Source organism: Falsiroseomonas oleicola (assembly GCF_019029495.1).
In the GTDB taxonomy this organism is placed as follows: domain Bacteria; phylum Pseudomonadota; class Alphaproteobacteria; order Acetobacterales; family Acetobacteraceae; genus Falsiroseomonas; species Falsiroseomonas oleicola.
In genome coordinates this window covers 552,450-574,935 of the sequence record NZ_JAERQM010000001.1, presented here as the reverse complement: position 1 = coordinate 574,935, position 22,486 = coordinate 552,450, and the positions used below count along the sequence as shown (strand labels likewise).

General features: G+C 71.6%; 16 protein-coding genes. 8 read left to right on the top strand and 8 right to left on the bottom strand.

The genetic code is table 11. The features are described from left to right. Nucleotides 1-8 precede the first annotated feature (8 nt). On the bottom strand, nt 9-1,079 hold the full coding sequence (gene rsgA / locus JJQ90_RS02820) for a ribosome small subunit-dependent GTPase A (RefSeq protein WP_216872923.1): 1,071 nt from the start codon (nt 1,077-1,079) through the stop codon (nt 9-11). Nucleotides 1,080-1,203: 124 nt separating this feature from the next. Here rsgA and JJQ90_RS02815 point away from each other — a divergent pair, with 124 nt between their 5' ends. From JJQ90_RS02815 to JJQ90_RS02795, 5 genes are read left to right on the top strand one after another with little or no spacing between them, the layout of a single operon-like run. Continuing rightward, a complete protein-coding gene (locus tag JJQ90_RS02815) occupies nt 1,204-2,907 on the top strand; it encodes a cation:proton antiporter (RefSeq protein WP_216872922.1) in 1,704 nt (567 codons plus the stop codon). A gap of 56 nt (nt 2,908-2,963) precedes the next feature. Further along, entirely contained in the window at nt 2,964-3,524 is a 561-nt protein-coding gene (locus tag JJQ90_RS02810) for a TetR/AcrR family transcriptional regulator (protein WP_216872921.1), read from the top strand. Beyond that, entirely contained in the window at nt 3,521-4,558 is a 1,038-nt protein-coding gene (locus tag JJQ90_RS02805; protein ID WP_216872920.1) for an efflux RND transporter periplasmic adaptor subunit, read from the top strand. Before JJQ90_RS02810 ends, JJQ90_RS02805 begins: the two co-directional genes overlap by 4 nt. After that, on the top strand, nt 4,555-5,760 hold the full coding sequence (gene devC / locus JJQ90_RS02800) for an ABC transporter permease DevC (RefSeq protein WP_216872919.1): 1,206 nt from the start codon (nt 4,555-4,557) through the stop codon (nt 5,758-5,760). The genes JJQ90_RS02805 and devC overlap by 4 nt, the downstream gene beginning before the upstream one ends. Then, the gene (locus JJQ90_RS02795) at nt 5,760-6,479 is read left to right on the top strand and encodes an ATP-binding cassette domain-containing protein (RefSeq protein ID WP_216872918.1); all 720 of its coding nucleotides are present in this window, start codon (nt 5,760-5,762) and stop codon (nt 6,477-6,479) included. The genes devC and JJQ90_RS02795 overlap by 1 nt, the downstream gene beginning before the upstream one ends. A 106-nt stretch (nt 6,480-6,585) precedes the next feature. Here JJQ90_RS02795 and JJQ90_RS02790 read toward each other — a convergent pair whose 3' ends face one another. From JJQ90_RS02790 to JJQ90_RS02760, 7 genes are all read right to left on the bottom strand, one after another. Then, nucleotides 6,586-7,566, bottom strand: a complete 981-nt coding sequence (locus tag JJQ90_RS02790) for a Bug family tripartite tricarboxylate transporter substrate binding protein (RefSeq protein WP_216872917.1) — start codon at nt 7,564-7,566, stop codon at nt 6,586-6,588. 6 nt (nt 7,567-7,572) lie between these two features. Next, nucleotides 7,573-8,109 (bottom strand): 3-isopropylmalate dehydratase small subunit, encoded by a 537-nt coding sequence (locus JJQ90_RS02785; protein ID WP_216872916.1) that lies wholly within the window; start codon nt 8,107-8,109, stop codon nt 7,573-7,575. Beyond that, the gene (locus tag JJQ90_RS02780) at nt 8,106-9,389 is read right to left on the bottom strand and encodes a 3-isopropylmalate dehydratase large subunit (RefSeq protein WP_216872915.1); all 1,284 of its coding nucleotides are present in this window, start codon (nt 9,387-9,389) and stop codon (nt 8,106-8,108) included. Before JJQ90_RS02780 ends, JJQ90_RS02785 begins: the two co-directional genes overlap by 4 nt. A gap of 148 nt (nt 9,390-9,537) precedes the next feature. Further along, nucleotides 9,538-10,410, bottom strand: a complete 873-nt coding sequence (locus JJQ90_RS02775; protein ID WP_216872914.1) for a phosphotransferase family protein — start codon at nt 10,408-10,410, stop codon at nt 9,538-9,540. Further along, entirely contained in the window at nt 10,410-11,540 is a 1,131-nt protein-coding gene (prfB, locus tag JJQ90_RS02770) for a peptide chain release factor 2 (RefSeq protein ID WP_216872913.1), read from the bottom strand. Before prfB ends, JJQ90_RS02775 begins: the two co-directional genes overlap by 1 nt. A 109-nt stretch (nt 11,541-11,649) precedes the next feature. Continuing rightward, nucleotides 11,650-14,256, bottom strand: a complete 2,607-nt coding sequence (locus tag JJQ90_RS02765; RefSeq protein ID WP_230410311.1) for a penicillin-binding protein 1A — start codon at nt 14,254-14,256, stop codon at nt 11,650-11,652. A gap of 123 nt (nt 14,257-14,379) precedes the next feature. Further along, nucleotides 14,380-15,522: an N-acetylmuramoyl-L-alanine amidase gene (locus tag JJQ90_RS02760; protein ID WP_216872912.1), complete on the bottom strand. Its 1,143-nt coding sequence runs from the start codon at nt 15,520-15,522 to the stop codon at nt 14,380-14,382. Between the two features lie 861 nt (nt 15,523-16,383). Here JJQ90_RS02760 and JJQ90_RS02755 point away from each other — a divergent pair. The 3 genes from JJQ90_RS02755 (at nt 16,384) to JJQ90_RS02745 (ending at nt 22,441) form a co-directional block, all read left to right on the top strand. After that, nucleotides 16,384-19,602, top strand: a complete 3,219-nt coding sequence (locus tag JJQ90_RS02755; protein ID WP_216872911.1) for an Rne/Rng family ribonuclease — start codon at nt 16,384-16,386, stop codon at nt 19,600-19,602. 115 nt (nt 19,603-19,717) lie between these two features. Further along, a complete protein-coding gene (locus JJQ90_RS02750) occupies nt 19,718-20,737 on the top strand; it encodes a C-terminal binding protein (protein WP_329959351.1) in 1,020 nt (339 codons plus the stop codon). A gap of 429 nt (nt 20,738-21,166) precedes the next feature. Next, complete coding sequence (locus JJQ90_RS02745) at nt 21,167-22,441, top strand: glycosyltransferase family 4 protein (protein WP_216872910.1); 1,275 nt, start codon at nt 21,167-21,169, stop codon at nt 22,439-22,441. Nucleotides 22,442-22,486: the final 45 nt, after the last annotated feature.

Below are 22,486 nucleotides of genomic sequence, written 5' to 3'. Positions count from 1 at the left end.
CCTGTTCCTCAGGACGGGTCCCGCAGATCCCGCTTGGTGGACCGATACGCCCTCTGCTGCGCGGCCTGGCGCCGGTGTTCCATCTCCTGCGCCATCCGGTCCCTCGTCACGCCCAGGGCCGCCAGCTCAGCGCTCAGCTTCTGGAAATGCGCCCAGCGCTGGGCGTCGAGTCGGCCATCCTCCAGCGCGGCGCGCACCGCGCAGCCGGGTTCGTTGCCGTGCCCGCAGTCGCTGAACCGGCAGTTCCGCGCCAGCGCCTCGATGTCGTCGAAGACCGTGCTGAGCCCCTCATCCGCGTCGATCAGCCCCACCTCGCGGATGCCGGGCGTGTCGAGGATCAGCCCGCCACCGGGCAGCAGGATGAGCTGGCGGTTGCTCGTGGTGTGACGACCCCGGGCATCCGCCGCGCGGATCTCCTGCGTCGCCATCCGCTCCTCGCCCAGCAGCGCGTTCACCAGGGTGGATTTGCCGACGCCCGAGGAGCCGATCAGCGCGCAGGTCTCGCCCGGCGCGATCTGCGCCATCAGGCCGTCCATGCCCAGGCCCTGGCGCACCGAGACCACCAGCACCGGGCAGCCCGCGGCCAGGGCGGCGATCTCGGCGGCCTGGGCCTCGGGCTCTGCGCAGAGATCGGCCTTGGTCAGGACCACGACCGGCCGGGCACCGCTCTGCCAGGCGGCGGCGAGAAAACGCTCCAGCCGGCGCGGATTGAGGTCGGCATTCATCGAGGTGACGACGAAGACCACGTCGATATTGGCGGCGATGACCTGAAGCGTCTGCAGGCTGTCGGCGGCCCGGCGCACGAAGGCGGTGCGGCGCGGCAGGATGGCATGGATGGTGGCGGTGCCGTCATTGGCCTTGGCAGACAGGGCCACCCAGTCGCCGGCGGTGGGAAGGCCCGCCTCCCGCGCCTCGTGGCGCAGGCGTCCGGAGATCCTGGCGCTCAGGGTGCCCTTATCGGTGAGCACCATATGCGCCTCGCGCTGCTGGACGATGATGCGTCCGGGGATATGGCCGGCGCGGTCATGCGGCTCGAAGGCCTGCCGCCATGTGTCGGACCAGCCATAATGTTCGATCAAGGGCGGGACTCTCCCAGGGGACGGCCCTTCTAGCACCAAACGCGTGGCAGGCCTCCCGTTCCCCACCCTATCCGCCGTCCCGCCGACACGGCATGCTGTTGCCATGCCGCACGGACCCGATCCCATGCTGGCGACGATCGTCGCCTGCATCCTGCTTGCCTTCATCTTCGGTACCGGCGCCCGCATGCTGCGGCTGCCGGCGCTGATCGGCTATATCGCCGCGGGCGTGCTGATCGCCCCCTACCTGCCCGGCGCGGTGGCGGAGCGCGGCATGGTCACCGCCATGGCGGAGGTCGGCGTGGCGCTGCTGCTGTTCAGCATCGGCCTGCATTTCCGCCCCGCCGACCTGCTGGCGGTGTGGCGGGTGGCGGTGCCGGGGGCCGTGGTGCAGATCGGCATCGCGCTCGGCGCCGGCGCGCTGGTGGGCATCGGGCTGCTCGGCCTGCCCGCGGCGCCATCGCTCGCCTTCGGCCTGGCGCTGGCGATTTCCTCCACCGCCGTCGCCACCAAGTCGCTGGAGGAACGCGGCAAGCTCGGCGGGCCTGTCGGGCGGCTGGCACTCGGCTGGCTGGTGATGCAGGACCTGGTGGTGGTCTTCGCCCTGGTGCTGCTGCCGGCGCTGGCCGGCGGCGCGGGGGCGGGGGCCGGGCCGATGCTGCTGGGGCTCGGCAAGGCGGCGCTGTCGCTGGCCGCCTTCGTGCTGCTGATGGCGCTGGTCGGGCGGCGGGTGCTGCCCTGGGCGCTGCAATGGGTAGCGCGTACCGGGTCGCGGGAGTTGTTCACCCTGGCGGTGCTGGCGGCGGCGCTGGGGGTGGCGGTGCTCGCCTCCTCCCTGTTCGGCGTGTCCTTCGCGCTGGGTGCCTTCTTCGCCGGTGTGCTGCTGGGGGAGAGTGATGTCGGCCATCAGGCGGCGGCGGAAGCCACGCCGCTGACCCGCATCTTCTCCGCGATCTTCTTCGTCTCGGTCGGGCTGCTGCTGGACCTGACCCAGGTGGCGGACCAGCCTTTGGCGGCGCTGGCGGCCACGGTCAGCGTCATCCTGACCATTGGCGGGTCGGTGCTGGCGCTGCTGCTGGCCTTCCGGGTGCCGCCACGCATTGCCCTGCTGGTTGCCGCCGGCCTGGCGCAGATCGGCGAATTCTCCTTCCTGCTGACCGAGGTCTCGATCGGCCAGGGCCTGCTGCCGGACACGGTGCGCGGCCCGGTGCTGATGGCCGCCATCGGCAGCATCATCGCCACGCCCCTGCTGCTGAAGGCGGCGGAGGCGCTGGCACCGGGCTTGGAACGGCGGCTGGCCGGCCGCAAGCCCGCCACGGCCCCGCGCCCGCCGCCGATCCCCTGGCCGGTGCTGACCGACCACGCCATCGTTGTCGGCGCCGGCCGGGTCGGGTCCACCATCATCGGCGCCCTGCGCCGCCACCACCTGCCGCTGATCGTCATGGAGGAGGATCGCGCGGCGGTGGAGCGGCTGGCGGCGGAAGGCGTGCCCGCCATCTGGGGCGATGCGACCCGGCCGGAGGTGATGGAGGCCGCGCATCCCGAACGCGCCCGCATCCTGGTTCTGGCCCTGCCCGGCGCGCTGGAGGCGCGGGAGGTGCTGCGCCTGGTGCGCCAGGCCAATCCCAATATCCAGACCGTCGTGCGCAGCCATTCCGAGACCGAGACCATCTGGCTGGAGGCCGAGGCCGGCGTCGGGCTGGTGATGATGGGGGAGCGGGAGATCGCGCTCGGCATGGCCGATTTCGCCATGCAGCGCCTGGGCCTGGCCGCCAGCACGGCGCAGGCGACGGTGGATGTGCTGCGGCGGCGGCCGGCCGAGGGCGTCTGATCCGCTATACCGTCCGGCCGGTTGACTTACCGTCCGGCCGGTACATCTAACGGGATATGGTCGACTCCCAAACCGATTCCCGCACCCGCATCCTCGACGCCGCCGAGGCGATCGTGCAGGCGCGGGGCGTGCCGGCCCTGACGCTGGAGGCCGCGGCGCGGGATGCCGGCATCTCCAAGGGTGGGTTGCTGTACCATTTTGCCTCCAAGGAGGCGCTGCTGACCGGCCTGCTCGGCCGGTTGGCGGAGGCCATGGCGGTGGATTTCGACAAGGCGGTCACCAGCCAGCCGGAAGGCTCCGGCCGCACCGCCCGCGCCATGCTCGCCTGGGCCTTCGGCGCGGCGGTGCCGGGCTGCGAGTTGCAGGACCGCGCGGCGGCGGTCTTCCTTGCCGCCTTCCACCACGACCCGGCCCTGCTCGACCCGATCCGCGCCGTCTTCGCCCGGATGCGGGCGGCACTCGCCCAGGACGGGCTGCGGCCGGGCGCGGCCCAGGCCATCATGTGCGCCACGGATGGGCTGTTCATGTCGCATGTCTTTGGGCTCTATCGTCTGACGGAGGCGGAGTTGGCAGAGGTGCGCGAGGCCCTGGACATGCTGCTGGAACCTGCCCGATGACCCGCCGCGGCCAATTCCTGACCCTTGCCGTGGTACTGCTGGCGGCGGCCGGCGGCGCCTATGTCGCGCTGGGCGGCACCGCCGCCACGCCGCCGCCCGTCGCCGTGGCACCCACTGGCCCCATCGGGGTCGGCGCGCTGGGGCGGGTGGAACCGGCCTCGCGCATTCGCCGTCTCGCCCCGGGCAATGCGCAGGAAAGCCCGCGCATCGCCCGGCTGCTGGTGCAGGAGGGCAGCGAGGTCCGCGCCGGCCAGGTGGTCGCGGAATTCCAGGATGCGGCGCTGAAGGATGCGGCGCTGGCCCAGGCCGAGGCGCAACTCGCCCAGGCCCGCGCCAGGCTGGCCCGCACCCGCGCCGGCGGCCGCGAATCGGAGGTGACGGCCCAGCGCGCCCGCGTCGAGGCGCTGCGCAACGCCGAGGCCAGCGCGCGGCGCGAGGCCGAGCGGGCGGAGCGCCTGCAACGCAGCGGCGCCGGCGCCGAGGCGACCGCGGAGCGCAACCGCTTCGCCGCCAACCAGGCCCGCGCCGAGCGGGCGGAGGCGGAAGCCGCGCTGGAGTCCCTGCTCGGTCCGCGCCCCGAGGACCTTGCTTTGGCCGAGGCTGAATACACCGCCGCCGAGGCGGCCCTGACCCGCGCCCGGGTGGAGGCGGCGCTGGCCCGGCTGCGCGCCCCGATCGACGGCACCGTGCTGCGGGTTCTGGCGCGCGCGGGGGAGGCGGTGTCCAGCGACGGCGTGCTGGAAATGGCCGACCTGACGGCGATGGATGTGGTGGCGGAGGTGTTCGAGACCGACCTGCCGCGGCTGCGCCAGGGCGCGCCGGCCGAGGTGGTGGTGCCGGGGGTGCCGCAGCGCTTCGGCGCGACGGTGCGCGAGATCGGCTGGCAGGTGCGCCGCACCACCCAGGCCGGCACCGACCCCGTCGCCGCGGTGGATGCGCGGACGGTGGAGGTGCGGCTGGCGCTGGATGCGGCCGGCGTGGCGGCGCTGGCGCGGCGATCCAACATGCAGGTCCAGGTGGCGATCCGGCCGTGAGCGGCGCCGTCCTCGCCGCGCGCCGGTCACCGGGCTTCGCCGCCAGCACCCTGCTGGCGGTGCGCCTGGCCTGGCGGCAATTGTGGTCGGAGAAGGCGCGGCTGGCCTCCGCCATCGCCGGCGTCATGTTCGCCTGCGTGCTGGTCTTCATGCAGCTCGGCTTCCGTGCCGCGCTGTTCGACAGCGCCACCGCGCTGATCGCCGCCATGCGCGGCGACCTGTTCCTGATGCACCCCCTGACCACCGCCAGCTTCCGGTCCGAACCACTGCCGCGGGTGCGGGCCTGGCAGGTGCTGGCACTGCCGGAGGTGGAGCGCACCGTGCCGATCTACCTGGCCCAGGCCACATGGCGGAACCCCGAGACCGGCACGCGCCGGGCCATCCAGCTCGTCGGCGTCGATACCGATGCGGGGGTTGTGGATTTCCCGGGCCTGGAACCGCTGCTGGACCGGCTGAAGCGCGCCGACACCATGGCCTTCGACCAGCGATCCCGCCCCGAATTCGGCCCCGTTGCCCAGATGCTGGCGGAACGCGGGCCGTTCGAGGTGCAGGTCGGCAACCGGGACATGGAGGTGGTGGGCCTGATCGAGATCGGGCCGTCCTTCGGCGCGGATGGCAATATCGTGCTGTCCGACGTGAACTTCCGCCGCGTGGTGAAGGAAAGGCAGCTTTCCTCCATCGACCTGGTCGCCATCCGCCTGCGGCCGGGCGCCGATGTGCTCGCCGCCCAGGCGCGGCTGCGCGCCTTGCTGCCGCCGGATGTGATGGTGCTGACCCAGGCGGAGCTGACGGCGCATGAGCGTTCCTACTGGGAGGATACGACGCCCATCGGCTTCATCTTCTCCTTCGGCAGCCTGATGGGCCTCGTCGTCGGCATGGTCATTGTCTACCAGATCCTGTTCAGCGACATCGCCGGCCATCTGAAGGAATATGCGACGCTGAAGGCCATGGGCTATTCCAATTTCTACCTGGCCCAGGTGGTGCTGGGCGCGGCGCTGATCCTGGCGGTGGCGGGCTTCATCCCGGGCTTCGTGGTCTCCGCCCTGCTGTATGACGTGATCGGCAGCGCCACCTTCCTGCCGCTGTCGATGGACGTGCCGCGCGCCACAACCGTCTTCCTGATGATCTTCACCATGTGCGGGGTGGCCGGGCTGCTGGCGATGCGCAAGCTGCGCGACGCCAATCCGGCGGACATGTTCTGATGGTGGCCCCCACGCAGGCGGAAGCTCCCGTGCTGCTGCGGGGCATCACCTTCGCCTATGGCGAGGGTGAGCTGCGCAAGGCGGTGCTGCGTGACGTGGACCTGACGGTGGCGCCGGGCGAGATCGTGCTGCTGACCGGCCCCTCCGGCAGCGGCAAGACCACGCTGCTGACGCTGATCGGCGCGCTGCGCGCGATGCAGGAGGGCAGCGCCCGGGTGCTGGGGCAGGAATTGCGCGGCGCCAATGAATCCGCCCGCGTGCGCCTGCGCCGCAACATCGGCTTCATCTTCCAGAACCACAACCTGCTGGGCTTCCTGACCGCGCGGCAGAATGTGGCGATGGCGCTGGAACAGGATGCGGCCCTGTCCGAAGGCCAGCGCCTGGCCCGCGCCGCGGAGCTTCTGGCCCAGGTCGGCCTGGCCGAGCATCTGGACAAGCCGCCCTCGCAACTCTCCGGCGGCCAGCGCCAACGCGTCTCCGTCGCCCGCGCCTTGGCCGTGGACCCCGGGCTGGTGCTGGCGGACGAGCCCACCGCGGCGCTCGACAAGGCCAGCGGGCATGAGGTGGTGCAGCTTCTGCGCGGCCTGGCGAAGTCGCGCGGCGTGCCGATCCTGCTGGTGACGCACGACCCGCGCATCCTGGACATCGCCGACCGCGTGGTGGCGATGGAGGATGGCCGCATCGTCAGCGCCACCGCGCAGAACAACGCGGCGGCGTGAAGGGGTATTGCTGATCCTCAGGCGCCGGGCCGCATTCGCGGCCTCGGCCGGCGTGACGCCGGCCGCATGGGTCAGCCTCCACGGGCGTCGGGGTCAGGCGCTCCAACTACTCCAGCTTCACATTCCCAAGGCGCACCGCCTCCCGGTAGATGTCCAGCTCGTCGCGGACCACCTGGCCGTAATAGGCGGGGGTGATGTCGGCGGCGGGCGGGATCATCGCGCCCAGGCTGGTCAGCCGGTCCCTAACCGCGGGGTCCGCCAGCGCGGCGGCCAGCGCGGCGGCGAGCTTCTCCACCACGGCGGACGGCGTGCCGCCCGGCGCCAGCAGGCCGAGGGTGGTGCTGAGTTCCGCCTGCACCAGCCCGGCCTCGCGCAGCGTCTCCACATTCGGCAGCAGCGGCGACCGGGTGGCGGAGGCGATGCCGATGATGCGTGCGCGGCCATCCATGTGCAGCGGCAGCGCGCTGGAAAGCTGGTCGAAGACCACCGGGATATTGCCGGCGATCAGGTCGTTCAGCGCCGGGCCGGTGCCGCGATAGGGCACATGCACCAGCCCCGCATTGGTGCCGGCGTTGAACAGCTCGATCGCCAGATGCGCGCCGGAGCCGATGCCGGCCGTGCCGGCGGACATGCCGCCCGGCGTTGCCTTGGCGCGTTCGACGAAGGCCGCCAGCGTGGTCGTGGTGATGTCCTTCGAGACCATCATCACGATCGGCACGCGATAGGCCATGCCGATCGGCGCCAGGTCGCGCAGCGGATCATAGGGCAGGCGTTCCATCGCCACCGGGAAGATGGAAACCGGCGCGGTGCCGGTCAGCAGCATGGTGTAGCCATCCGGCCGCGCCTTCGCGACCAGGTCGGTGCCGACGATGCCGCCCGCGCCCGCGCGGTTGTCCACCATCACCTGTTGCCCCAGCGCCTGGCTCATCGCCGGCTGAAGCAGGCGCGCGGTGAAATCGACATTGCCGCCCGGCGGATAGCCGACGACAAGCCGCACCGGCCGGTCGGGGAAGGTCTGTGCCCGGGCCGGGCCGACCGCCGCCATCAATGCGCCGCCACCCAGGATCGTCATGCGACGTGTGAGCATCTTTCTCTAGCCTCCTTGAGCCTGTGTCGCGCGGCGCGCCGCGAATTCCCGTTCCAGCAGCGGAATCGATCCCCCCGCCTGCCAGATCTGCACCATGCGCTCGGAGAAGGGGCGCGCCCGCAACGCGCCCCCATCGGGCAGGGTCACCAGGCCCGTCGCGGGATCGGCGGAGATCACCTGCCCATCCTCGACACCGCCATGGATGCCGGGGCAGATCATCACCGGCAACCCATGATTCAATGCGCGGCGCAGGAAGCCGGAATCGCAGGATTCCACCACCACCACGGCGATGCCGGAGGCGCGCATGGCGACGCTGACCTCGACATGGTTGTGATGCGCGAAGTTCCGCCCGCCGACCACGATGTCCCCGGGCCGCACCTCGGCCGGAAATTCTGGGCGCAGCCGGCGGAAGCACATGGCGCGCAAGGCGTCCTCGTCGAATTCCTTGCCAAAGCTGTCGCGGATGATGGCGAATTCGATGATGCCGTCATCGCCATGCACATCGTCGCCGAACTTCCAGACGCGGCCGGTGGGGACGCTCATCGCGCAGCCTCCGCCAGCATCGGCCGGGGATCGACGATCTGCCCGGCGATGGCCGAGGCCGCGACCACCGCGGGGCCGGCCAGGAAGACGCGGGAGGTGCGGTCGCCGTTGCGGCCCTGGTAGTTGAACTGCTGGGTGGAGATCAGCACCTCATTCGCGTTCAGCACGCCCTGGTAGCCCCAGCAGGTGGTGCAGCCGGGGGCGAGGATGGTGGCGCCGGCCTCCGCCAGATCGCCCAGGATGCCTTCCTTCGCGGCCTCCACATAGACGCCGCGGCTGCCCGGCGTGACATAGAGCGTGACATGCGGTGCGACCTTGCGGCCCCGCAGCAGCCGCGCCGCCTCCCGCAGGTCGTCCAGCCTTCCATTGGAGCAGAAGCCGATGGTGGCCTGGTCGATATGCAGCCCCGCCGCCTGTTCCACCGGCACCGCGCCATGCGCATCCGGCGGCACCGTCACCATCGGCGCGATGGCGGACAGGTCATAGGTCAGCTCCGTCATGTAGACGGCGCCGGGATCGGCCCGCACCGCCTGCCAGGGCCGTCCCGCATCCCGCGCACGGACATAGTCCAGCACGCGGTCATCCGGCGTCATGATCCCGGTATAGGCACCGCTATGGAACAGCGAGGCGAGCAGGGTCTGCCAGTCGTCCAGGCTGAGCGTGGCGAGCCCCGGCCCGTCGAATTCCACGCAGCACTGCAGCAGCCGCCCGTCGGGGCTGCAATCTCGCAGGATGGTCTGGATGACGTCCCGCGCCGTCACACCGAAGCCCAGCCGCCCGGTCAGGGTGATGCGGGCGGAGGGTGGCACGGCGATCCAGTTGCCATCCTGGATGATGGCGACGATTACCTCCGTCGAGATCGGCAGGTTCAGCGCGCCCAGCGCGCCGATGCTGGCGATATTGCCCTCGTCCGAGAAGATCAGCGTGCCCGGCCGGGCGAAGCCGCGTTCCGTCAGTACCAGGTGGCGCAGCCCGTTGCCCGGGCCGAAGAAGTTCTCGATGCCCTGCCGGGCGCACCAGTCGCGCAGGGTGCGATGCGTCTCGTGGTGGTGGGAGCCCATGGCGGCGGAGGTGGAGTGGTCGATGACCATCACCGCCTTGTCGGGGCGCGGGATGCGGTCGACGCCGATGCGTTCCAGGTTGCGCTTGTGGCCCGGCCAGAACAGCTCCTGGCAGGCGGTGTAGTCGGGCGTGACGGTGACGTATTCGCCGACCTCGACATGATCCCGCCCGCAATGCGCGGCGATGATCTTCTGGGCGATTGTCTGGGGCGCAGCCATGCTCACCACCATGCCGTCCCCGCCGCCGCGAGGCCAGCTTTCCCAATCCGCATCCACCCTCCTCGACCCATCCTGCGCCGCGTCTCCGCGCGGCGTCCACATCAAGGTTTATAGGTCAGACTTATGGCTGATGAACAGGGGTGGATCGTCACGGCAGCCGCGACACCCAATCCTCCAGGTTCCGCAGCAGCCCGAACTCGGCGATCTGTGCCTCGGTCGACTCGCCGAATTCCATCAGCCGCTGCAATCCGGTCAGCAGGGCGATGCGGGCGCGGTCCAGGCGAAGGCCGGTCAGCGCCTCGTAGCGGGACATCATCCGGTCGGTCAGATCCGGCGCGATGAAGCTCGGTGCCAGGAAGTCGCGATGCAGCGGGCCGAAGCCGCTGCTGCCGAAGTCGAAGACGCCGCGCAGCCGGCCCGCCGCGTGGTCGAAGGCGAGGTTCCAGCCATGCGTGTCGAAATGCCCGAAGACGATGCCGCCCGGGTCCGGCGGCAGGGCCGTGCAATCCGTGGCGATCCGCGTCGCCACCGGGCGCAGGACTTCCGGCAGGCGTGGCCAGGCCTCGCGCAGGATCGCCTCCGGCGACGGCCAGTCCCAGACCGGCCCGGCGCCGGCTTCCGTCAGAAGCGCGGGGTCCAGGCGATGCAGCGCTGCCTGAAAGCCGGCCAGATCCTCCGGCAGGCGCTGCCGGGCGGCCTCCGGCAAAGCGGCATACTGTGCCGGCACCAGGGTGCCGCCGGGCAGCTTGGCATGCCAGGCGAAGCAGGGTGGGCCGGCATGAAAATGCGTGCGCGGCACGGCGAGCGGCACTGCCGGCGCGATCACCGCCAGCATCCGGGCTTCCCGCGCCAGGGCCGCCACGCCGCGTTCGAAGCGTGGGAAGCGGAAGATCAGCCGGTCGTCCACATCGATGGCCTGGCTTTCCCAGCCATCGGTCAGCAGCGTGAATCGGGCGTCTGCGAGGTCCGGGAAGGCGGCGAGGATGACGGCACTCAGGGCCTCCGGCACCGCCTCCGCCATCAATCGGCCTTGGCGCTGGCCTCGGAGCGGGTGGTGCCGACGCGCAGCGCCAGGGCGGCGGCCATGAAGTCGTCGATTTCGCCATCCAGCACCGCGGCGGGATTGCCCTTCTCCACGCCGGTCCGAAGGTCCTTCACCATCTGATAGGGCTGCAGGACGTAGCTGCGGATCTGGTGGCCCCAGCCGATATCGGTCTTGCCGGCCTCGACGGCGTCGCTGATCGCCTCCCGCTTGCGCAGTTCCAGCTCATACAGCCGCGCCTTCAGCATCTCCATGGCGATGGCGCGGTTCTTGTGCTGGCTGCGGTCCTGGGTGGAAGCCGCGACCACGCCCGTCGGAATATGCGTGAAGCGCACGCCCGACTCGGTCTTGTTGACGTGCTGCCCACCGGCGCCGGAGGCCCGGAAGGTGTCGGTCTTCAGGTCGGCCGGGTTGATCTCGATCTCGATCCGGTCGTCGATCACCGGATAGACATAGACGCTGGCAAAGCTGGTCTGGCGGCGGGCGGCGGCGTCGAAGGGGCTGATGCGGACCAGGCGATGCACACCGGTTTCCGTCTTCAGCCAGCCGAAGGCGTTGTCGCCGGTCACCTGGATGGTGGCGGACTTGATGCCGGCCTGCTCGCCGTCGGATTGCTCGGTCAGGGTCAGCTTGTAGCCGCGCTTTTCCGCCCATCGGCTGTACATGCGCAGCAGCATCTCGGCCCAGTCCTGGGCCTCCGTGCCGCCGGCGCCGGCATTCACTTCCAGATAGGCGTCGTTCTGGTCGGCCTCGCCGGAGAGCAGGCTTTCCGTCTCGCGATGCTTCACCTCGGCCGCATAGCTCTTGAGGTCGGCGACCGCGGCATCGGCGATGGCGGCATCGCCCTCCGCCTCCGCCAGCTCGATCATCTCCAGCGCATCGGCGACATTGCGCTCCAGCGCCTGGACGCCCTCGATCTGCGCGGCCAGGCGGTTGCGCTCGCGCATCAGCGCCTGGGCGGCATCCGCCTTGTTCCAGAGGTCCGGGTCCTCGGACTTGGCGTTCAGTTCCTCCAGCCGCCGCAGCGCCTCATCCCAGTTGAGATGGGCGCGCAGCAGGGCGAGGCCCTCGGCGATCTGGGTTTTGAGGTTCTCGGCATCTGCGCGCATGACGGGTTACCTAGAGCCGGCCCGCGCGGCTGTCGAGACATCGGGCGGATCGGGCGGGAGATGCAGCCTCTCCACCCCAGGGGATGGAGAGGGCTTTGCCGCGCAACCGTCAGTACAAGCCGCCCAGGTTGCTGTCGACGCTGGCCGCCGCCGTGGTCGGGGCTTCGCCGGCCAGCGGGTCGACCGGCGGGCGGGCGCTGTTCTCGGTGCCGGGCTTGAAGGCCTCGAAGATCGTCTGGCCGTTCGGCAGTTGCATCCGCACCAGGGCCACGCCCGGCGGGGCGCGGAAGGGAATCGGCGGGCTGTCGCCGAGCGCCGCGGCCATCACGTCGCGGAAGATCGGCGCGGCATTGCTGCCGCCGGTCTCGCCATTGCCCAGGCTGCGCGGATCGTCGAAGCCGACCCAGACGGCGACGACGAGGTCCGGGGTGAAGCCGACGAACCAGTTGTCCTTGAAGTCGTCCGTGGTGCCGGTCTTGCCCGCCACCGGGCGGTTCAGCCCGGCCCCGGCGCGGGCGCCCGTGCCGCGCTGCACCACGCCCTGCAGCATGCTGGTCATCTGGAAGGCCGAGACCGGGTCTGTCACCTGGGCGCGGGTTTCCGTCAGCTCCGGCGGGCGGCCGCCCGGTTCGGATTCGCAGGCGCGGCATTCGCGGGCATCGGTGCGCCAGACCAGGCGGCCCTGGCGGTCCTGCACGCTGTCGATCAGGGTCGGGATCACCTGCCGCCCGCCATTGACGAAGCTGGCATAGCCGGCCGCCTGCCGCACCACCGTGGTCTCCCCGGCGCCGAGCGACATGGCCAGCACGCGCTGCATATTGGGGATGACGCCGAAGCGCGCCGCCACCTCCGCCACCGCCGGCATGCCGACCTGCTGGGCGAGCCGGATGGTCACCAGGTTGAGGCTGCGTTCCAGCGCGCTGCGCATGGTCACCCAGCCCTGCGGCGCGCCGCCGCCGTAATTGCCCGGGCGCCACATGCCCTGCGGCGTCATGATCTCCACTGGCCCGTCCAGCAGAAGCTGGTTCGGCGGAATGCCGGCCTCCAGCCCCGCCAGGAAGACATAGGGCTTGAAGGAGGAGCCGGGCTGGCGCAGCGCCTGGCTGGCGCGGTTGAACCAGGACCGCTCGAAGGACCAGCCACCCACCATGGCCAGGACGCGGCCGGTATTGGGGTCCATCGCCACCACGGCGCCCTCGGCCTCCGGCATCTGGCGCAGGGCGAGGCGTTCCGACTGGGCGGCCGCGCGGCCCTGGGCCGGGCTGGCGGCCAGGGTCTCGACCAGCACCACGTCGCCGGGCGACAGCACATCCTGCATGCGCCGCGGGGCGCCGCCGACGCGGCCATCCCGCACCGGGCGGGCCCAGCCGGAGACCTCGGAAAAGTTCAGCGTGCCGGTGCGGGGCTGCGGCGCGGTGCGGCCATCCGGCCGTTCCAGCCAGGCCATCCGCGCCTCCCGGTCGCGGACTTCCAGCGCCACGGCGAGGCGCCATTCCGGCATGGCGCCGGGCGGGCGGGTCTGCGCCTGCAGCGCCGGCAGCCATTCGGTGGGGCTGGCGGAGATCCGCGCCACCGGGCCGCGCCAGCCGCCACGGCGGCGGTCATAGGCCAGCAGGCCGTTGCGCAGCGCCGTTTCGGCCTCGCCCTGAAGCACGGGGTCGAGCGAGGTGCGCACCACCAGGCCGCCCATGGTGGTCTGGTCGGCGCCGAAGCGGGCGACCAGCTCGCGCCGCACCTCCTCGGTGAAGTACTGGCCGACGGGGACCACATCCGGGCGCCGCTGCGGGCGGGGGATCAGCGGCTCGGCGCGGGCGCGGGTGGCGTCGGCGGTGGTGATCGCGCCGTCTTCCGCCATGCGGCCGATCACCCAGTCGCGCCGGCCGACGGCGGCTTCGGGGAAGCGGGCAGGGTTGTAGTTGTTCGGCGCCTTGGGCAGGGCGGCCAGGAAGGCGGCCTCCGCCACCGTCAGGTCGTCCAGCGACTTGTTGAAGTAGTTCTGCGCCGCCGCCGCCACGCCATAGGCCTGCTGGCCCAGGAAGATCTCGTTCAGGTAGATCTCCAGGATGCGGGCCTTGGGCATCGCCTGCTCGATGCGCAGCGCCAGGATCGCCTCCCGCACCTTGCGCATCAGGGTGCGGTCGTTGCCGACCAGCATGTTCTTGGCGACCTGCTGGGTGATGGTGGAGGCGCCGGCCATGCGCCGGCCGGAGCCGAGCTGTTCCAGGTTGGTCACCACCGTGCGGGCGATGCCCATCGGGTCGACGCCGTAATGCGACCAGAAGCGCTGGTCCTCGGCCGAGATGAAGGCCTGCTGCACATGGGCGGGAATCGCCTCGATCGGCACGAAGACCCGGCGTTCCTGCGCCAGCTCCGCCATCAGCCGGCTGTCGCCGGCATAGATGCGGCTCATCTGCGGCGCCTGGTAGTCGGCCAGCCAGCGATAGTCCGGCAGATCGGCGGAGGCGGAGCGATACAGCGCATAGCCCGCGCCCGCCCCGGCCAGGGCGGCGGCCATGCCCAGGACGACGACCGACTTGGCGACGAAGCCCATGGTGCCGAACAGCCAGGACCGGCGGCGCGGGGTGCGGGGCGTGCGGGGGCGGCGCGGCGGGCGGCCGCCAGCGCCACCCTGGTCCGGCGCGGGGTCCGGGGTGGTTGCGGCGGCGGCGGTGCGGCCCACCATGGGGCCTTCAGCGCGGAGGTCGTGGCTATCCATGGCTCACTCATACACTGTCGGGCGCGGCGCGGCCCATGCCGGAGTTTCGCGTCTGGCTTGCGCCCGCGGAGACGTGTCCCGCATCTTGGGTGGCGCGGTGCCCGCCGCCAGGGGCCGGCGAGACTAGCCGAACACCGCCGCCGTCGCCCGCCCTTGGGCCAGCCAGGCGTGAATCGCGCGGCCCATGGCGCGGGCCAGCTTCGCGCGGTGGTCGGCGCGGCGCAGCGCGGCCTCATCCTGCGGGTCCGAGAGAAAGCCCATCTCCACCAGGACGGAGGGCACATCCGGCGCCTTCAGCACCATGAAGCCGGCCTGGCGATGGGCATTGTTCAGCATCGGCACATCCTCCCCCAGTTCCGACACCACATGCCGCGCCATCAGGGCGCTGCCGGTGCGGGTCTCGGCGCGGACCAGGGACATCAGGATGGCCTGCACCTCCGGCGGCACGGCGGGCAGGCGCAGCCCGCCGGCGCGATCCGCCAGATTCTCCCGCCGCGCCAGGGCGCCGGCCAGGGAGTCGGAGGATTCGCCCAGGGTATAGACGCTGGCGCCCCGCGCGCCCGGGGCGCTGTCCGCATGGATCGAGACGAAGAGGGCGGCCTGCCGGCGACGGGCGAATTCCACCCGGTCGCCGAGCGGCACGAAGCGGTCATTGCCGCGGGTCATCGCCACCCGGCAGCGGCCGCCGGCCTCCAGCACCCGCTTCAGCTGCAGGGCGGCGGCCAGCACGATGCGCTTTTCCTGCGTGCCGGCGCGGCCAATGGCGCCGGGGTCGCGGCCGCCATGGCCCGGGTCGAGCACCACCAGCGGCAGGCTTTCGGCCCGCGCGGTGCGTCCAGCCGCTTGGGCCCCGCCTTGGGCCATGGTGCCGCTGCCGCCGGCCAGCCGGGCGAAGGCGGCGGCGGAGCCGGGCACCAGCTCGATCACCAGCCGTGTGCCGCTGGCCTCCGCCCTTTGCAGGGCCACGGGGGCGGAGAGGTCGAGCCGCAGCCGGCCGCGCTCCACCCGCGCCCCGCGCACCGGCCCTGCGCCGCGCAGGCTGGTGGCGGCGCGCCAGGCCTGGCCCGGCACCTCCAGCAGCAGCCGGTTCGGGCGGCGGGCGGCGATCAGCCGCCAGGACGCCCCGGCCGGCAGGGTAATGGTGAGGCGCGCCCCCGGCCCCACCCCTTGCAATGTGGCGCCGGTGACGGCGGCCAGGACTTCACGCGGCGCGGGCAGCGCCGCAAGGCCGAGCACGAGGCTCGCCAGGGCTCGACGTCCGAGCATGGGTTTGGACCCCCCTAAGTTTCCGGCGGCATCGCGGCCCGGTCTGGGCCATGCCGCCCGGCACGCCACGCCCCTGATATGGCCAGTCCTACGGCCAGGGACGCGGAAGGTCGGACCACCCCCCGGTGCCGACCTCAAGGCCCAGAATGCCACATCCTGCCCGTGGGTTGCCAGGGAAGGTTGAGAGCTGGGATGAGATTCGCGTGGCCGGGCGTGGCCCCTGGCCCTTTTGCAGGTGCGGCGTGACGGCGCCTTGTGGAGCGCGGACTTGCCGCCTATGGTGACCTGCCCCGGTGGCATCCGCCGCCGGCCTGGTTTGCGTGTCGCGCGGCCGTCCCTCCCCAGATCTGCCCGCCTTGTCGCGGCGCAGGGGGTGTCGGGTCAATGGCCGAGATCCTGGCATGGGGGAGGGACCTTGTTCCTCTCCGTGCTTCGCCAGGAACAGCGGTGCCTGCCCGGCCGGCGTGGAGCCTGCGTGGCCGTCACGTTTCCCTGGCGGAAATCCTTCGATGGAAATCCGCCGGCGGCACGGAACCGGCCCGCAGGCCTGCCGCCCGCCCGATTGCGCCTGCGACCGGCGCCCCGCCTGGGGCCGCCGATTGAAGGGTTTCCGGGGCAGCGCGAGGCGCGCCCGCCGGGACCGGTTTGCCTGGAGTGATCCAGGTGCATCGGCCCCACTGAACCCAACAGGGCCTGCCCACGGACCCCCGTGCAAGGCCCGCCGCGACAAGGACCGGATCGCCGCCGCATGGACGATTTCCTGCCGCCGATCCGTCCTGTCTCGGGCCCCGCCACCCCCTGTCGCCGCGACCGGCCCACCGGTGATCCCCCTGGGCAGCGCGGTGCGGAGTCCTCTCCCCCATGACCAAGCGCATGCTGATCGACGCATCCCACCCCGAGGAAACCCGGGTGGTGGTGCTGGATGGCAACCGCCTCGAAGCCTTCGACATCGAGTCGGCGAACAAGATGCCCCTCAAGGGCAATATCTACCTGGCCCGCGTCGTGCGGGTCGAACCCAGCCTGCAGGCCGCCTTCGTCGAATATGGCGGCAACCGGCACGGCTTCCTCGCCTTCGGCGAAATCCACCCCGACTACTACCAGCTTCCCGTCGCCGACCGGCAGCGCCTGATCGAGATGCAGCAGGCCGAGGCGCGCGAGGAGCAGGAGCGCGAGGAGGCCGAGGACGCCGCGCGCGAGGTCGATGAGGCGCTGAACGAAGCGCTGGAATCCGCCGTCGCCGGGACGGCCCGGGAGATCGAGGGTGAGGCGCAGGAGGCGGCTGCCGCCCCCGAAGCTTCCTCCGACGCGCCGGATGAGGGATCGGAGCGCGGCGACACCGCCATGCCGATGGCGATCGAAACCGAGCGCCGCACCGGCCCGGCCGTGCCGGAAGGCGATGAGGCCGAGGGCGACGCCGCCGAGGATGCGGCGCTGCGCGAGGAGGCCCGCGAGAATGCGGAGGCCGCCCAGGACAATGCCGATTCCGATGCCGATGGCGCCGAGTCAGGTGACCCGGACTCGGCGGGTTCGGAGCCGGGGGGGCTGGACTCGGGCGAAAGCGCCACCGATGGCGAATCCGCCGGCACCGACGCCCCGCGCGCCGCCCGCGGCCCGCGCCAGGATCGCGGTGAGCGTGGCCGTGGCCGGCGCGACCGTGGCGGTCGCGACCGCGATTCGTCGCGCGGCGACCGTGACGGCCCGCGTGATGCTCCTCGGGGCGAGGATGATGTGGAAAGCGTCGGCAATGCCGATGCGCCACCGCCCGAATCCGTCGGCGGCAGCACCGAGGACGACGCGCGCGAGCGCCGCATCCCGCCGCGCTTCCTGCGCCACTACAAGATCCAGGAGGTCATCAAGCGCCGCCAGATCATGCTGATCCAGGTGGTGAAGGAGGAGCGCGGCGGAAAGGGTGCCGCGCTGACCACCTACATCTCGCTCGCCGGCCGCTTCTCCGTGCTCATGCCGAACAGCCCGCGTGGCGGCGGCGTCTCCCGCAAGATCACCTCCACCGGTGACCGCAAGCGGCTGCGGGAGATCATCGACGAGCAGCAACTGCCGCAGGGCATGTCGCTGATCGTCCGCACCGCCGGCGCCCAGCGCCCGAAGCCGGAAATCAAGCGCGACTGCGAATACCTGCTGCGCCTGTGGGACGGCATCCGCGAGCGCACCTTTGCCAGCACTGCCCCCGCCCTGATCTATGAGGAGGCGGACCTCATCAAGCGCTCGATCCGCGACGTCTTCGGCAAGGATGTCGAGGACGTGCATGTGGAGGGCGAGCAGGCCTATCAGGATGCGCGCGACTTCATGCGCATGCTGATGCCGCAGCATGTGAACAAGGTGAAGCCGGTGCGCGACGGCGTGCCGCTCTTCGCCCGCTTCGGCGTCGATGCCCAGCTCGATGCCATGCACAGCCCGAATGTGCAGCTCAAGTCGGGCGGCTATATCGTCATCAACCAGACCGAGGCGCTGGTCTCCATCGACGTGAACTCCGGCCGCGCCACGCGCGACCGGCACATCGAGGACACCGCGCTGCGCACCAACCTGGAGGCCGCTGACGAGGTGGCGCGCCAGCTTCGCCTGCGCGACCTGGCCGGGCTGATCGTCATCGACTTCATCGACATGGAATCGGCCCGCAACGACGCGCAGGTCGAGCGCCGGTTGAAGGAGGCCCTGAAGCAGGACCGCGCCCGCATCCAGGTCGGCCGGATCAGCCATTTCGGCCTGCTGGAGATGTCGCGCCAGCGGCTGCGCCCCTCGGTCGTCGAACACGCCTATGTCGCCTGCCCGCATTGCCAGGGCCGCGGCCTGGTCCGCAGCGTGGAAAGCAGCGGGTTGCAGGTGCTGCGCGCGATCGAGGAGGAAGGCGCCAAGCGCCGCGCCGCCGAGATCGTGGTGCATTGCGCCATGCCGGTGATGCTGTGGCTGCTGAACCTGAAGCGGGAGCGCCTGGGCCAGATCGAGCAGCGCTTCGGCATGCGCGTGATGGTGCAGCCGGACGACACGCTGATCCCGCCGGCGCTGCGCATCGAACGCACCCGCGCCGCCAATCCGGATGCGATCGCGGAACGCCCCTCCGCCCTGCGCATGGATTACGCGCCGGAAGCCGAGGTCTTCGAGGCGCCCGAGCCCGAGCCGGTCGAGCCGGAACCTGTGGCCGAGGTCGCAGCCGCGCCGCGTGCCGAGGCTCCGGCGGAGCGTCCGGCCGAGGGTGCCGAGGGTGAGGCTCGCCGCCGCCGCCGCCGCCGCCGCCGTGGCGGCCGTCGCGATGGGGTGGAAGGCCAGGCCGGGGACGCCCAAGGTGAGTCGGAGGAGTCCGAGGAGGGTGAGGACGGCGCGGAGCCGACCGAGACCCCGGTGGCCGCCGCCGAGCCCGACGCCGTTGCTGATGCCGCCGTGGCCGACGCCGCCGTGGCCGGCGAGGTCGAGGCCGTCGAATCCGACACCGATGAGGGTCCGGAGGATGAGGCCGCGCGCCGCCGCCGCCGCGGCCGTCGCGGTGGCCGTCGCCGGCGCGAGGAGGGTGAGGGCACGGCCGAGCCGGTGCAGGCCGCTCCGAGCCCGGCGCCGCTGAGCCCGACCCCGGCCCAGGCCCCGCCGCCGCCGCGCCGCGCGCCGACCCCGGCGGACCCCTTCGCCGGGCATATGGACGACATCTTCATGGCGATGGAGGCGGCCGAGCAGGCCGCCGAGCGCGCCGCGACCATCCGTCGTCCCAGCCCCGCCCCCGTCGCGGCCGCCCCGGCGGCTGTCGTGCCGCCAGTGGTAGCGCCGGTGGTTGAGGTGTCGGCGGTCGAGGTGCCGGTGACGGTCGAGGCTTCGGTGGCTGAGGCCCCCATGGCTGAGGCTCCGGTGGCTGAGGCTCCGCTGGCCGAGACGCCCGCGGCGGTGGCGGAAGCGCCGGTTGCCGCGCCGCCGCCGGCTGAGGCAGCGCCTGCGGAAGCCCCCGTCGCGGAGGCTCCTGCCGCGCCGGAACCCGCGGCGGCGACGGAGCCGCTGGCCGCGCCGCCGGTCGCGCCGATCGTGCTGGGCGAGGGCGCGCCGGCCGACCTGCCGCGCAAGCGCGGCTGGTGGCGCGCCTGATCTGAAACCTGTCGTTCAGGCGCCTCGCCCGGTTGCGGCGCGGCGCCTGAGCGGCAAGGATACCCCCAGAACCGCCACCCGGCTGACAGGGTGGCGGCGGGTGGGAGATCCAGGCGTGGCGCAACTGACCGTCCTCGAACCGGAGGGCATGTATCCGGACACCCTGCTGGAGCAGGAGGTGTTCGGCCCCGGGGTCGACATCCTCCATGGCGGCGCGCCGCATACCGGCACGCTGGATGCGCTGCCGGATGACCTCTGCGCCAAGGTCGATGGCCTGCTGATCTTCCGCCACTGGCTCCAGCCCAAGGACCTCGCGCGCTTCCCGAAGCTGCGCGTGGTGGTGCGCATGGGCGTCGGCTACGACCGGCTGGACCGCGCGACCTGCGCCGCCCGCGGCATCACCGTCTGCAACGTGCCCGACTACGGCACGCAGGAAGTGGCGGACCATGCCGTGTCCCTGGCGCTGGCCCTGCGGCGCGGCATCATCCTGCATCATGACCTCCAGCGCGCCGACCCGCCGGCGCCCTGGCGCTATGTCGACAGCCCGCTGATCCGCCGGGCGGAGGTGCAGGGTTTTGGCATCGTCGGCCTCGGCCGCATCGGCATGGCTGTGGCGCTGCGCGCCAAGGCCTTCGGCTTCAAGGTGCGCTTCTACGACCCGCATCTGCCCAATGGCGTGGACCGCGCGCTCGGCATCACCCGCTGCCGGACGCTGGAGGAGTTGATGTCCGGCGCCGATGTGCTGTCGATCCATGCGCCGGACACGAAGGAGACGCGCGGGATGATTGGCGCGCGGGAACTGGCCTGGCTGCCGGAAGGCGCGATCGTGGTGAACACCGCGCGGGGCACCAGCCTGGATATCGATGCGCTGGAAGCCGGGCTGCGCGGCGGCCGGATCGCCGGTGCCGGGCTGGACGTGATCCCGGTGGAGCCGCCGGTGGACCCGGTGCCCGGCCTGCTCGCGGCCTATCGGCGGCGGGAACCCTGGCTTCAGGGGCGGGTGGTCATCACCCCGCACAGCGCCTTCCACACGCCCGAAGCCTGGTTCGACATCCGCCGCAAAAGCGCGGAAACGATGCGGGATGTGCTGCTGTTGGGGCTTCGCACCAATGTGATCGCGCCCGATCACGACTAGGGCCTGTGGACAGTTGGGTTGCGGGCGCGTCCGGCGGTGCTTTTCCGCGCTGGGTGCGTCAGCCATGCTCGCCGATGGACAGCCATCGGCTCCGCTGGCTTCCTGCCCAGCACGAAAAATCCCTCGCCGGCCGCATCCCGGCCCCAACAGTCCACAGGCCCTAGGCCCGACCTCGAATGGCAATGCCGGATGATGACGCCGCTAGGCGCCATCTCTGAAATGTGTTGAAAAAAAGAGATTGACCCGTTAGCGGAATCCACACAGTCTTGTGAGGCACGAAGCGGCTGATGCCGCGACATTATTGCACCGCACGCGGCAGCGGTCCCAAGGATCTCGGGTATCACTGTGTTAGGCTGCGGTAAGTCACCGCGCTCTGGGGCGCGCCCGCCATTCCGGGGGGCGGCGAAGACATGGGGAGGTCGTAGGGGTATGCATGTCTTCCTCGACATCTCCCGCCTGCTGACGGTGGCCCATCGGCCGGCCCCTTCCGGCATCGACCGGGTGGAAATGGCCTATGCCCGGCACTGGATGCTGCATCACCCGCAGAACTGCACCTTTGTCGCGGAAGTTCCCCTGCTCGGTTTCGCCGCCCTGCCGCTGTCGCTGGTGCGGGAACTGGTGGCGGCCCTGGAGGAATCCTGGGAAAGCGGCACCCGGCTCGCCGCCAATGCCGCGCGCCGCGCCCGCCTGGCGCTGCCCTTCGGCCGCCCCGCGATGAACGAGGCCCTGCGCAAGCCCGGGCCGAAAAGCTTCCTCCTCGTCTCCCACCGTGCGCTGGAACGGCCCGGCCGCATCGCGGCCATGCGGCGCAATGGCTGCCATTTCGTGCCCCTGATCCACGACCTGATCCCTTTGCAGCATCCGGAATTCGCCCGGGACGGACAGGCCGAGCGGCACAAGCGGCGCATCGTCACCACGGCCGCGCTCGCCGATGGCATCATCGTCAATTCCGCGGCGACGGCGGAGGAATTGGCGCCCTGGCTGTCGGCGCGCAATGACCGGCCGCTGATTGCCGTCGCCCCGCTGGGCGTCAGCCCTTCCAGCGTGGATGCGCCGCCGGTTTCGCTGCGCCCCTATTTCGTCGCCCTGGGCACCATCGAGCCACGCAAGAACCACCTGCTGCTGCTGAACCTGTGGCGCCAGTTCGCCAACGCCATGGGCGGCGCCGCGCCGCGCCTCGTCGTGGTGGGCCGTCGTGGCTGGGAGAATGAGAACGTGCTGGACATGCTGGAACGCTGCTCCGCCCTCGACGGGCTGGTGCGCGAATCCGGCTCCCTGCCCGATCGGGAGGTTGCCTCCCTGCTGCGCGGCGCGCGGGCCCTGCTGTTTCCCTCCTTCGCCGAGGGCTTTGGCCTGCCGCTGGCGGAAAGCCTGGCGCTCGGCGTGCCCGCTCTGGCCTCCGACCTGCCGGCGTTGCGGGAGGTGGGGCGGAAGGTGCCGGACTACCTGGACCCGCTGGACGGCCCCGCCTGGCGCAATGCGGTGCTGGACTACGCCCGGCCTGACAGTCCTGGCCGCCGCGCCCAGCTCAGCCGGCTGACACAATGGCGTCCGCCAAGCTGGGATGAGCATTTCATTGAAGTGGAACAACTATTCAGCGACCTCGTGCGACGACCGACGGAACCCTTGGCGCCGCGCGTCAGTGAGCCCCACCACGACATGGTCCGCCGCGGCACCGCGCGGCGTGACGAGGGCATGCCATGAGGCACCCCATTTCCCGGCCGCGCGCCCAGGCGCCGGGGCGTCTGC